The sequence below is a fragment of the Pseudomonas sp. SHLD1 genome (assembly GCF_028640935.1).
Classification (GTDB): Bacteria; Pseudomonadota; Gammaproteobacteria; order Pseudomonadales; family Pseudomonadaceae; genus Chryseomonas; species Chryseomonas aestiva.
The window spans coordinates 265,714-278,507 of record NZ_JAQZAD010000035.1; the positions used below are offsets into that span (position 1 = coordinate 265,714).

Below are 12,794 nucleotides of genomic sequence, written 5' to 3' on the forward strand. Positions count from 1 at the left end.
TCCCGCGTGGGTAAGGCTGCGCCGTTACCCACCCTACAGTCAGCTGTCAGTCCGTAGGGTGGAAAACCGCGAAGCGTTTTCCACTGGGCATTGAGTATCGGCAGCGGACAGGGCTTTGCCTCCTTCGACTCTAGTCGTCGGCGATCAGCCGTTTGCCCAGGGTGACGACCTCGGCCTCCACATAACCCAAGGCCGCATAGAAGCCGATGATCGCCGCGTTATCCCGCCGTACCATCAGTTGCAACTTGGGACAGCCGCGTTCGGTGAGCAGGTGTTCGGCGGTCTCCACCAGACGCCGCGCATGGCCGCGGCGCTGATGCCCCGGGGCCACTGCGAGGTAATAGAGCCAGCCGCGATGGCCGTCGGTGCCGACCATGGCGCTGGCCATGAGGGTACCGTCCACTTCGCCCACCAGGAACAACTCGGGTTGCTCGACGAGCTTGCGCTGGATGTCGCGGTAGGGATCGTTCCAGGGGCGGGTAAGGCCGCAGGCCTGCCAGAGGCTGACCACGGGCTCGGTGTCGGCGGATTGAAAGGGGCGGATGTGCATGGGGAGGCAGCCTGTAGCGGGGCAGGGGTGTGTCGGGCTTCGACGATGGGGCCGTCTCAACCCAACCTACAGGACTTCCGTAGGTTGGGTTGAGCGCCAGCGAAGCCCAACATTACCGCGCCAGGCCAAAGATGTAGGGCTTCGACGATACAGCCGTCTCAACCCAACCTACAGGGCTTGCGTAGGTTGGGTTGAGCGCCAGCGAAGCCCAACAGCCCAATGCCAAGTCCGGAACCTTGGGCTTCGACGATGGAGCCGTCTCGACCCAACCTACAGGGCCTGCGTAGGTTGGGTTGAGCGTAGCGAAGCCCAACAGCCTCAACGCCCTAGAGAAAGTTCTCCGCATAGTGGCAGGCCACCTGGCGGGCTTCCACGTTGCGCAGCGCCGGGACCTCGGTCTTGCACTTTTCCGTCGCATAGGGGCAACGGCGATGGAAGACGCAACCGGGTGGCGGATCCAGCGGGTTGGGCAGCTCGCCCTGGATACGGATGCGCGGCTTGCTCGGGTCCGGGTGCAGACTCGGGGTAGCCGACAGCAGCATCTGGGTATAGGGATGCAGGGGCCGCTCGAACAGCAGGTCGCGGCTGGTCTTTTCGACGATGCAGCCGAGGTACATCACCATCACCTCGTCGGCGATGTGGCGCACCACCGAGAGGTTGTGGGAGATGAACACATAGGCGGTCCGGTACTGCTGCTGCAGATCCATGAACAGGTTGAGCACCTGCGCCTGGATGGACACGTCCAGCGCCGAGGTCGGCTCGTCCGCCACCAGCACCTTGGGCTGCAGCATCATGGCGCGGGCCACAGCGATGCGCTGGCGCTGGCCACCGGAGAACATGTGCGGATAGCGTTGGTAGTGCTCGGGTCGCAGACCGACCTGCTGCATCATCGCCTGCACCTTCTCGCGCCTTTCGCTGCGGGAGAGGTCGGTGTTGATCTGCAGCGGCTCGGCCAGTTGGTCACCGATCTTGCGCCGCGGGTTGAGCGAGGCGTAAGGATTCTGGAACACCATCTGCACCTCGCGGCGCAGCTCCTTGCGGCGGGCGGCATCGGCCTGGGCGACGTCCTGGCCGCCTATGACCAGGCTGCCGGCGGTGGGCTGCTCGATCAGGGTCAGGGAACGCGCCAGGGTGGACTTGCCACAACCGGACTCGCCCACCACGGCCAGGGTGCGCCCGGCCTGGAGGTCGAAGGAGACGCCGTTGAGCGCCTTGACCGTGGCGCTGTCCTTGAACAGGCCGCGGGAGAGGTGGTAGTGCTGGGTCAGGTTCTTGGCTTCGAGCACGAGGCGCTCGGATGCCTGCCCCTGGGTAGCGGGACTAGCGAGGACGGTGGCTTCAGACGGCGCCATGGCGATCCTCCGGCAACTGGCTGGGTCGTTGATGTTCGGGCAGTACCTCGGGCGCCTCGCCCGGGGCTACATTGCGCGGGAAGAAGCAGCGCACCGCGCCGCGGTCATAGGGCTCCAGCGCCGGACGTTCCGCGCAGCGCGGCTGCACATAGGGGCAGCGCGGGCTGAGCAGGCAACCGGCGGGACGGTCGTAGCGGCCGGGAACGATGCCCGGCAGGGTGTGCAGGCGATCCGTCTGGCTGTGCTCGGGAATGGCCGCCAGCAGGGCTTCGGTATAGGGATGGGCGGGGGCGTCGAACAGGGTCGGCACCACGCCTTTCTCCACCGCTTGCCCGGCATACATCACCACCACGCGCTGGGCGGTCTCGGCCACCACGGCGAGATCGTGGGTGATGAGGATCAGCCCCATGCCCTCGTCGCGTTGCAGGTTAACCAGCAGTTCCATGATCTGCGCCTGGATGGTCACGTCCAGGGCCGTGGTGGGCTCGTCGGCGATCAGCAGGCGCGGCTCGGCGGCGATGGCCATGGCGATGGCCACGCGCTGGCTCATGCCCCCCGAGAGCTGGTGCGGATAGGCACTCAGGCGGCTGGCGGCGGCCGGGATCTCGACCTTCTCCAGCAATTCCACGGCGCGCTGGCGGGCGGCGCGGCCCTTGAGGCCCAGGTGCTGGCGCAGCACCTCCTCGATCTGGAAGCCCACCGTGTAGCTGGGATTCAGCGCCGTCATCGGGTCCTGGAAGACCATCGACAGCTCCTTGCCGATCAGGTGGCGGCGACGGCTACCCTTGAGGCTGAGCAGGTCCTGGCCGTCGAAGTGCAGGCGGTCGGCGGTGATGCGGCCGGGGTGATCGATCAGGCCCATCACGGCCATCATGGTCACCGACTTGCCGGAGCCGGATTCACCGACGATGGCGACGATCTCGCCCTGATCCACGGTGAGATCGAGGCCTTCCACCACCGGCGGGGCGTCGGCGCCGCCGAAGCGCACCGAGAGGTTCTGGATTTCGAGGAGGCTCATGACTGCACCTTCAGACGCGGATCGAGGGCATCGCGCAGGCCGTCGCCCATCAGGTTGATGGCCAGCACGGTGAAGAGGATGGCGAGACCCGGCAGGGTCACCACCCACCAGGCGCGCTCGATGTAGTCGCGGGCCGAGGCCAGCATGGTGCCCCACTCGGGGGTGGGCGGCTGGACGCCGAGGCCGAGGAAGCCCAGGGCGGCGGCATCGAGGATCGCCGAGGAAAAGCTCAGGGTGGCCTGGACGATCAGGGGGGCCATGCAGTTGGGCAGCACGCTGACGAACATCAGGCGCAGGGTGCCGGCGCCCGCCAGCCGCGAGGCCGTGACGTAGTCGCGATGCAGTTCACCCATCACCGCGGCGCGGGTCAGGCGCACATAGGAGGGCAGCGAGACGATGGCGATGGCCACCACGGTGTTGGTCAGGCCTGGGCCGAGGATGGCGACGATGGCCACCGCCAGCAGCAGCGAGGGCAGCGCCAGCATGATGTCCATCAGGCGCATGATCACCGGACCCGCGCGATTGGGCGAGAAGCCGGCGATCAGCCCGAGCAGGATGCCGGGGATCAGCGAGAAGACCACCGAGGCCAGGCCGATCAGCAGCGACAGCCGGGCGCCATGGATCAGCCGGCTGAGCAGGTCACGTCCCAGCTCGTCGGTGCCCAGGGGGAACTGGCTGTTGCCACCGTCCAGCCACAGCGGCGGGGTGAGCATGAAGTCGCGGAACTGCTCGCTGGGCGCATGGGGCGCGACCCAGGGCGCGAAGAGCGCGCAGAACACCACGATGACCATGAAGATCAGTCCGCCGAGGGCGCCCTTGTTGCGGGCGAAGGCGTGCCAGAACTCCTTGAAGGGAGAAGGGTAGAGGGCGCTCGGGTCTTGAGCGGCCGGGGTGTTTACCGTTGTCATAGGCTCTGTCCGTATGGGCGCATCAACGCTAGTGGCGGATGCGCGGATTGACCAGGCCGTAGAGGATGTCCACGACGAAATTGACCAGGATGACCAGGGTGGCGATCAGCAGGATGCCGTTCTGCACCACCGGATAGTCCCGGGCGCCGATGGCCTCGATCAGCCACTTGCCGATGCCGGGCCAGGAAAAGATGGTCTCGGTGAGCACCGCGCCGGAGAGCAGGCTGCCGACCTGCAGGCCGAGCACCGTCAGCACCGGGATCAGGGCGTTGCGCAGGGCGTGGACGAAGACCACCCGTCCCGGCGACAGGCCCTTGGCGCGGGCGGTGCGCACATAGTCCTCGCGCAGGACCTCGAGCATGGCCGAGCGGGTCATGCGGGCGATCACCGCCAGGGGAATGGTGCCCACCACGATGGCCGGCAGGATCAGGTGCTTGAGGGCATCGACGAAGGCGCCGGGCTCGTCGGAGAGCAGGGTGTCGATGAGCATGAAGCCGGTGCGCGGCGGGATGTCGTAGAGCAGGTCCAGGCGGCCGGAAACCGGGGTCCAGCCGAGCTGCACGGAGAACAGCATGATCAGCAGCAGGCCCCACCAGAAGATCGGCATCGAATAGCCGGTCAGGGCCACGCCCATCACCCCGTGGTCCACCGTGGTGCCGCGCCTGAGGGCGGCGATGATGCCGGCCAGCACGCCGAAGACGGTGGCGAACAGCATGGCCGCCACCGAGAGTTCCAGGGTGGCCGGGAACAGGGTCAGGAATTCGTCCCAGACCCCGACGCGACTGCGCAGGGATTCGCCGAGGTTGCCCTGGGCAAGGTTGCCGATGTAGTCGAAATACTGCTGGTACAGGGGCTTGTCGAGGCCCAGGCGGTGCATGGCTTCGGCGTGCATCTGCGGATCGACGCGGCGTTCGCCCATCATGACCTCCACCGGATCGCCGGGGATGAGGCGGATCAGGGCGAAGGTCAGCAGGGTGACGCCAAAGAACGTCGGTATCAGCAGCCCGAAGCGACGGGCGATGAAGGCGAGCATCGGAGGGGGTATCTCCTCTTGAGGCTGATCAAGACGGCGCGAGTACATGCCCGGCCGCGTTTTTAAGTGAGAGCCCGCTCAAAAGCTAATGAGCTTTTGATCTGACTCTCAGACCTTGTGGGTCTGGATTCATCCCTGAAGAGACCATCCTGGTCCGCAACGAACGACACCTGCGCGAGGCAGCCTCGTTCGGTCCTACGAATAGGTTCGAAGAGCGCTCTGGGCCAACGCTCCAAACCCGGCAGACTACCACGTTGCCACGGGCGTCGATATCCTCGACACGGCCAGGGCTTCGCCGGTGTTCGCGGCGCGATCCCGGCCAGATGCCGGACACTGCGTGGAAGCCGCCGGGGCCTGCCATTACAGCAGGTTGAACGGCAGGGTGGAGACCAGGCGCAATTCCTTGACGTTGCCGTCGACCTGGTTCTGGCTGGCGCGGTGATCGGTCAGCAGCAGGCGGAAGCGACTGTCCTTGAGCGCGCCCTGCTGCACCTTGTAGGTGGTGACCAGGCCGATCTCGTGGTGCTTCTCGCCATCCTGCTGCAGGACCTCGGCATAGTTGGCGTACTTGCCGGCGCCGGCATCGTAGTGGGTGCCGTCTATGTCCCAGCCCTTGGCGTACCAGACGCCGGTGCTCAGGCCGGGCACGCCGAAGTAGCTCCAGTCGGTCTCGTAGCGGATCTGCAGCGACTTCTCGTTGGGGCCGTTGTAGTCCGAGACCAGGGAGTTGGCCAGGTAGATGGCGGCGGTCTCGTGGGCGTAGTCGAAGTACTCGTTGCCGTCGATCTGCTGGTAGGCCAGGGTCAGGCTGTGGGCCTGGTGGCTGCCGGTGAACGCCAGGCTCCAGGCGGTGTTGTCGATGTCGCCAGCCTTGGCGCTGCCAGCGTCGACGGTGCGATAGGCGTTGGCCACCGCCTTCCAGGCGAAGGTGTCGAGAGTGCCGCCGGCCTGGGTGATGCTCAGGAAGTACTGATTCCAGACGTCTTCGAAGTTGGCGCCATAGACGCTGACCTCCCAGCCCTGGGGCAGCTTGTAGTTGCCGCCGAGAAAGCTCAGGCGGTCGGCGGTGACCTCGCGGGTACCGTACTCGGTGGTCCACTTCTCGTCGCCGGCACCGGTCCGCGGACTGACGCGGGTGAAGCTGCCACCTTGCAGCGAGAGGTTGTCCCATTCATCGCTGGTCAGGGCGAAACCGTCGAAACCGGACGGGAAGGGCCGGTTGTCGTTGTAGCTGATCACCGGGGTGTCGAGCATGAAACGACCGATCTTGAGCTCGGTGTTGGAGACGCGGAAGCGCGCATCGGCGATGCCCAGCTTGGACCACTCGGCATGGCCCTCGCCCTCGGCGTTGGCCAGGGTGCGATTGCCGCCGCCACCGATCTGGCCCTTGCCCCGCTCCAGGTTGGTGGCCTGATAGCCGGCCACGTCGATGCCGAAGCCCACTGGACCCTGGGTGTAGCCGGAGCTGTACTTGAGCGCCGTGGCCTGGACCCAGGTATTGCGCGAGTGGGTACGCACCCGGGTGCCGTTCTTGCTGTAGCTGAAGATCGGATCGGAGCTGGTCTCGCGGGCGAAGAAGTTGCGCGTGGTCAGGGTCAGGCTGTCGTCGGCGAAAAAGCCCTTGGCGCCTTCCTGGCCCTTCACCGGCTTCTGCACATTGGGCAGGGTCTGGACCTCGTTGGCGTAGCTGGGATCTTCCGGCGCCGGCGACTGGGCGTGGGCGGTCAGGGCCAGGGTGAGCAGGGAGAGGGCGAGGCCTCCACGGTGGACGTTGGTCATCGGGTGTGCTCCAAAGCGGTCGTTTTTTCTGTTATCTGGGCGTTTTCCGGCACGACCGAACCCATCGCGCCGAAACACGGCGCGAGGCGGGAAAGGTCGAGGGGACGGGCCGCCCGGGCCCGGTCGCTTACGGCATCAGAGGCCGATCAGTCGAGGGTCACCGTGGAGAAGTCGTAGACCCCCAGCGGACTCTGCACATAGCCCTGCACCTTGGGTTGCAGGACATCGGTGAACAGCGGGTGCGCCAGCGGAATCCAGGGCATCTGCTGGTGGAAGATCTGCTGGGCCTGCTCGTAGAGCGCGGTACGCTGGGCCGGGTCGTTGATGCGCTTGGCCTGCTCGATGGCGTCGTTGAAGGCCTTGTCGCACCAGAAGGCGCGGTTTTCGCCGCCCTGCACCGCGGCGCAGCTCAGGTTGTTGGTGAGGAAGTTGTCCGGATCGCCGTTGTCGCCGGTCCAGCTCATCATCATCAGGTCATGCTCGCCGGCCTTGGTGCGCTTGACGAACTCGCCCCACTCGAACTGGGTGATCTCGGCCTTGATGCCGATCTTGGCCAGGTCGCCCTGGATCAACTGGGCCACCAGCGCCGGACTGCCGCCAGGGCCGGTACCGGTGCTGATGTAGTACTTGAGGGTGAAGCCATCGGCGTAGCCGGCTTCCTTGAGCAGCGCCTTGGCCTTTTCCAGGTCATGGGGCCAGGGCTTGATGTCCTTGGCATAGCCGAGCAGCGAAGACGGATAGGGATTGATCGCCGCCTTGGCGCCGCCTTCGCCGAACACCGTCTTCAGGTAGTTCTGCTGATCGAAGGCCATGGCGATGGCCTGGCGTACGCGCACGTCGCTCAGCGCCTTGTGCTTGGTGTTCATCGCCAGGTAGGAGGTGGTCTGGCTTTCCACCTGGGCCAGCTTGAGGCTCTTGTCCTGCTTGAGCATCGGCACGTCCTGCGGTTTCACCGTCAGGCCGATCTGGCACTCGTTGTTGCGCACCCGCTGGATGCGCACATTGGGGTCCAGGGTCACCGCCAGCACCAGGCCATCCATCTGCGGCTTCTTGCCGAAGTAGTCCGGATTGACCTTGTAACGGGTGTTGGAATCCTTGGCATAGCGCTGGAAGACGAAGGGACCGGTGCCGATGGGCTTCTGGTTGATGTCGTCGGTCTTCTTGCTGGCCAGCAGGCTGTCGGCGTATTCCTTGGACAGGATCGAACCGAAGGCCATCGCCAGGTCGGCGAGGAAGGGCGCCTCGGGCTGGTTGAGGGTGAAGCGCACGTGGCTTGCGTCCACCTTGTCGATGGACTTGATCAGGGTGCCCATCTCCATGGCCGCCGCATAGGGATAGCCGCTGGGCGAGAGGTTGTACCAAGGATTGTTCTTGTCGAGCATGCGCTCGAAGCTGAACACCACGTCGTCGGCGTTGAAATCACGCGTTGGCTTGAAGTAGTCGGTGGTGTGGAATTTCACCCCCTGGCGCAGGGCGAAGGTGTACTGCAGGCCATCGGGGGAGACCTCCCAGCTTTCGGCCAGGCCCGGCTCCAGCTCGGCGGTGCCCTGCTTGAATTCCACCAGGCGGTTGTACAGTGGCGTGGCCGAGGCATTGAAGGTATAGCCGGAGGTGTAGCGACCCGGATCGAAGCCTTCCGGATTGGCCTCGGTGCAGACCACCAGGGGCCGGGCCAGGGCGGCATTGGCCGTCAGGCAGAGGAGGGCGGCGAGAGACAGCGAGAATAGCGGTTTGGACACGGAAGGCTCCTCGTGAAGGCCCGCGAGGCGGGCCGGACAGAATCAGCGGTCGAGGCTTACGCCATAGAAACCGGTGACGCCAAAGGGATTGATCTTGAAGCCCTGCACCTCTTTGCGCATGGGCTGGGACACCACCGAGTGGGCCATGGGGCTCACCGGCATCTGCTGGCGAATGAGCTGCTGCGCCTGCTCGTAGAGACGGGTGCGTTCGGCGCGATCGTTGCTGGTCTTGGCCTTCTGGATGAGGGCGTCGTAGTCCTTGTCGCACCAGCGCGCATAGTTGCTGCCGCCGATGGCGCTGCAGCCGTAGAGCACGCCCAGCCAGTTGTCCGGATCGCCGTTGTCGCCGGTCCAGCCATAGGTCAGCACATCGTGTTCGCCAGCCTTGGCGCGCTTGATGTACTCGCCCCATTCGTAGCTGACGATCTTGGCCTTGATGCCGACCTTGGCCCAGTCCTGCTGGATCATCTGCGCCGACTGGCGAGCATTCGGGTTGGAAGCACGCTGCACCGTCATGGCCCAGAGGGCGATCTCGGTGCCGTCCTTGATCCCCGCCTGCTTGAGCAGTGCGCGGGCCTTGGTCGGATCATAGGGCGCACCCTTGATGGCGGTGTCGTAGGACCACTGATTCGGCGGGATCACGTTCTGCGCGACCTGGCCGGCGCCCTGGAACACGGTGTCGACGATGGCCTGCTTGTTGATGGCCATGTCCAGGGCACGCCGCACCTCGGGCTTGTCCAGCGGCGGGTGCTGGACGTTGTAGGCGAGGAAGCCGACGTTGAAGCCCGGCTGCTGCAGGACCTTGAGGTTGGCATCCTGCTTCATCTCCACCAGGTCCGCCGGACGCGCATAGCCGCTGACCTGGCACTCGTTGGCCTTGAGCTTCTGCAGGCGGGTGGCGGCGTCGGGGGTGATGGCGAAGATCAGGTTGTCGAGCTTGACGTCCTCGGGCTTCCAGTAGTCCGGATTGCCCTTGAAGCGGATCACCGCATCCTTCTGGTAGCGGCCGAAGACGAAGGGGCCGGTGCCGATGGGCTGCTGGTTGAGCAGCTCCGGCTTGCCCTCCTTGAGCAGCTGCGCGGCGTACTCCGCCGACTGGATGGAGGCGAAGCTCATGGCCAGGTCGGCGGCGAAGGCGGCATCGACCTTGTTCAGGGTGAAGACCACGGTATGGTCGTCGACCTTGGCCACCTTGGCGATGTTCTGGTCCAGGCCCATGTCGGTGAAGTAGGGGAATTCCGTTGGGTAGGCCTTACGGAACGGCTGCTCCTTGTCGAGCATGCGCTGGAAGGTGAAGACCACGTCGTCGGCAGTGAAGTCGCGGGTGGGCTTGAAGTAGTCGGTGGTATGGAATTTCACGCCCTGGCGCAGGTGGAAGGTATAGGTCTTGCCATCCGCGCTCACGTCCCATTGGGTCGCCAGGCCCGGCTCCAGGGTGGTACCGCCACGCTGGAACTGCACCAGGCGGTTGAAGACGGTTTCCGCGGAGGCGTCGAATTCGGTGCCCGAGGTGTATTGCGCCGGATCGAAACCGGCCGGGCTGGCTTCCGAGCAATAGACGAGATTGCTCGCCGCCTGGGCGAGCGGAGCACAGGCGAGCAGGCTCGCCGCCAGCAACGAGTAGGCGTAGGGAAGGCGCATGGGTCTCACTCCATCAGTCAAATGAACGGCCAGTACCGGGAGTCTGGCTCCCGGCACTGGCCAAGAGGCTTCACTTGCTGACGCTGACGCCGTAGAACTCGTTCAACCCGAAGGGGCTGATCTTGTAGTCCTGGACTTCCTTGCGCATCGGCATGTAGACCGTGGAATGCGCGATGGGCGTCATGGGCACCTGCTGCTTGAGCGCCTGTTGGGCCTGTTCGTAGAGCTTGGTGCGCTCGCCCTGGTCGGTCACGCGCTTGGCCTTGACCACCAGATCGTCGAACGGCTTGTAGCACCAGCGGGAATAGTTGTTGCCGCCAATGGCGTTACAGCCGAAGAGGGTCGCCAGCCAGTTGTCCGGGTCACCGTTGTCGCCGCTCCAGCCGATCAGCATGATGTCGTGCTCGCCGGCCTTGGCGCGCTTGTTGTACTCGCCCCATTCGTAGCTGACGATCTTGGTCTTGACGCCGATCTTGGCCCAGTCCTGTTGCAGGATTTCCGCCATCAGACGGGCGTTTGGGTTGTAGGGACGCTGCACCGGCATGGCCCAGAGGGTGAATTCGGTGCCTTCCTTGAAGCCGGCTTCCTTGAGCAGGGCCTTGGCCTTTTCCGGATCGTAGGGCGCGTCCTTGATGGACTTGTCATAGGACCACTGGGTCGGCGGCATGGCGTTGACCGCCACCTGGCCGGCACCCTGGTAGACGGCGTTGATGATGGCCTGCTTGTTGACGGCCATGTCCAGTGCCTGACGCACCTTGAGGTTGCCCAGATCGCCGTGCTGGGTGTTGTAGGAGATGTAGCCCAGGTTGAAGCCCGGCTGCGACGGCAGCTTGAGATTCGGGTCCTTCTTCAGCCCGTCCAGGTCCGCCGGACGCGGATAGACGGTGATCTGGCACTCGCCGGCCTTGAGCTTCTGCATCCGTACCGAAGGATCGGTGTTGATGGAGAAGATCAGGTTGTCCACCTTGGGCCCATCGACCTTGTCCCAATAGTCCGGGTTGGCCTTGTAGCGGATCACCGCATCCTTCTGGTAGCGGCTGAAGACGAAGGGACCGGTGCCGATCGGCTTCTGGTTGATCTCGGCAGCCTTGCCGGCCTTGAGCAGCTTGTCGGCGTATTCGGCCGACTGGATCGACGGGAAGGGCATTGCCAGGTTCTGCAGGAACGCCGCATCCACTTCGTTGAGGGTCATGCGCACCGTGTAGTCGTCGACCTTTTCCACCTTGGCGATGTTCTGGTCGAGGCCCATGTCGGTGAAGTAGGGGAATTCGGTGGGGTAGGCCTTACGGAACGGATTGTCCTTGTCCAGCATGCGCTGGAAGGTGAAGAGGACGTCATCGGCATCGAAGTCGCGGGTCGGCTTGAAGTACTCCGTGGTGTGGAATTTCACGCCCTTGCGCAGGTGGAAGGTGTACACCTTGCCGTTTTCGCTGATGTCCCAGCTCTCCGCCAGACCTGGCTTGACCTGGGTACCGCCGCGCTCGAACTGGGTCAGCTTGTTGAAGATGGTTTCCGCCGACGCATCGAAGTCGGTGCCGGTGGTGTATTGCGCCGGATCGAAACCGGCCGGGCTACCTTCGGAGCAGAACACCAGGTTGGTTGCCTGGGCCAGGGGTGCGCCGGCCAGCAGACCGGAAGCGAAGAGGGCAGCGAGTACGTTCTTGTGCATGGAGACCTCATGTCGGGGACGGCGCAACACGATGTGGCGTTGCGAAACAGAATGCCGATGTCTTGTGGACAGATGAGCCCACATGCACAGCTTATGCCCATGTCCATAGCTCAGGCGAGCTATTGACCCTGAGCGACCCAAACAGGAAACAGATGTCGCAAAGATGTAAGACGAGGTATCGCGGCAGGAAGGCGGTGCGCACCAAAAGTGCGCACCGAAACAGCGTTGTTACTTTTCTGCACTAGATCAGGGCATCTGTACTTCGATGGTACCGCCCGCGGTCACTTCGACGGTGGTGGTGCCGGGGGCGACGTCCGGGGTCACGGCATCGCTGGCGGCCTTCATCGCCGACATGCGCAGCATCGGCAGCGGCTGGGGTACGCCACTGGTGCCGAGGTCCAGGTTGACGATGCGATAGCCCGAGCCACCCAGGGCTTCGGTGGCCAGTTGGGCGCGCGCCTTGAAGGCGGCCACGGCGTCCTTGAACAGGGCATCCTCCTGCTGCTTGCGGGTGCCATCGGCGATGGTGAACTGCAGGTTGCTCATCTTCAGGTTGCCCAGCAACTCGCCGGTCAGCTTGGACAGGGCGGCGAAATCGGCGCTTTCCAGGCGCAGTTCGCCGCGCTCGCGCCAGGCATTGATGGCGCGGCCCTGGTCTTCGTAGACCGGGTAGGTGTTGCGATTGCCCAGGGAAACGTCCACTCCGGCGACCTTGCGCGCCTGTTCCAGCGCGGCGTTGAGGGTCTTGGTGGTGTCGCTGGCCAGGGCCGCCGGATCCTGCCCCTGGCTTTCGGTATAGAGCATGACCTGCATGCGGTCGCGCGGCACCTCACGACTGACCTCGGCTCTCAGGCTGATCTGGTTGTAGCGCGCTTCGTCGGCCTGGACGCCAGTGGCGAGCAGGGTACTGAACAGGGCGGCGCCCAGCACGAGTGGACGTAGGGAAGGGGTCATGGTGTTCTCCTGAGTGGCAGTACGAAAGCGGTGTGACCGCGGACCCGGCGGATGGTGCGTCGCTTTGCCGCGTCGGCGGCTGCGGGCGGATACCCATCGCTATAATGCCAAGTCTGCTCTGACCGGCAGGTCCCTCGGGGCTGCCGTCTCG

At 64.7% G+C, this 12,794-nt stretch carries 10 protein-coding genes; all 10 read right to left on the bottom strand.

Features of this window, described 5'->3' with window-relative positions; genetic code table 11:
• Nucleotides 1-130: 130 nt before the first annotated feature.
• On the bottom strand, nt 131-550 hold the full coding sequence (locus PVZ77_RS24815) for a GNAT family acetyltransferase (protein WP_273808696.1): 420 nt from the start codon (nt 548-550) through the stop codon (nt 131-133).
• Nucleotides 551-876: 326 nt separating this feature from the next.
• Entirely contained in the window at nt 877-1,902 is a 1,026-nt protein-coding gene (locus tag PVZ77_RS24820; protein ID WP_273808697.1) for a peptide ABC transporter ATP-binding protein, read from the bottom strand.
• A complete protein-coding gene (locus PVZ77_RS24825) occupies nt 1,889-2,920 on the bottom strand; it encodes an ABC transporter ATP-binding protein (RefSeq protein WP_273808698.1) in 1,032 nt (343 codons plus the stop codon). The genes PVZ77_RS24820 and PVZ77_RS24825 overlap by 14 nt, the downstream gene beginning before the upstream one ends.
• On the bottom strand, nt 2,917-3,828 hold the full coding sequence (locus tag PVZ77_RS24830) for an ABC transporter permease subunit (protein WP_273808699.1): 912 nt from the start codon (nt 3,826-3,828) through the stop codon (nt 2,917-2,919). The genes PVZ77_RS24825 and PVZ77_RS24830 overlap by 4 nt, the downstream gene beginning before the upstream one ends.
• 28 nt (nt 3,829-3,856) lie before the next feature.
• On the bottom strand, nt 3,857-4,861 hold the full coding sequence (locus tag PVZ77_RS24835; protein ID WP_273808700.1) for an ABC transporter permease subunit: 1,005 nt from the start codon (nt 4,859-4,861) through the stop codon (nt 3,857-3,859).
• A 360-nt stretch (nt 4,862-5,221) separates the two neighbouring features.
• Complete coding sequence (locus PVZ77_RS24840) at nt 5,222-6,640, bottom strand: OprD family outer membrane porin (protein ID WP_273808701.1); 1,419 nt, start codon at nt 6,638-6,640, stop codon at nt 5,222-5,224.
• 146 nt (nt 6,641-6,786) lie between these two features.
• Entirely contained in the window at nt 6,787-8,379 is a 1,593-nt protein-coding gene (locus tag PVZ77_RS24845) for an ABC transporter substrate-binding protein (RefSeq protein WP_273808702.1), read from the bottom strand.
• Nucleotides 8,380-8,421: 42 nt separating this feature from the next.
• Nucleotides 8,422-10,020, bottom strand: a complete 1,599-nt coding sequence (locus PVZ77_RS24850; protein ID WP_273808703.1) for an ABC transporter substrate-binding protein — start codon at nt 10,018-10,020, stop codon at nt 8,422-8,424.
• A gap of 70 nt (nt 10,021-10,090) precedes the next feature.
• Entirely contained in the window at nt 10,091-11,689 is a 1,599-nt protein-coding gene (locus PVZ77_RS24855) for an ABC transporter substrate-binding protein (protein ID WP_273808704.1), read from the bottom strand.
• Between the two features lie 246 nt (nt 11,690-11,935).
• A complete protein-coding gene (locus PVZ77_RS24860; protein WP_273808705.1) occupies nt 11,936-12,643 on the bottom strand; it encodes an SIMPL domain-containing protein in 708 nt (235 codons plus the stop codon).
• Between the last annotated feature and the right edge of the window lie 151 nt (nt 12,644-12,794).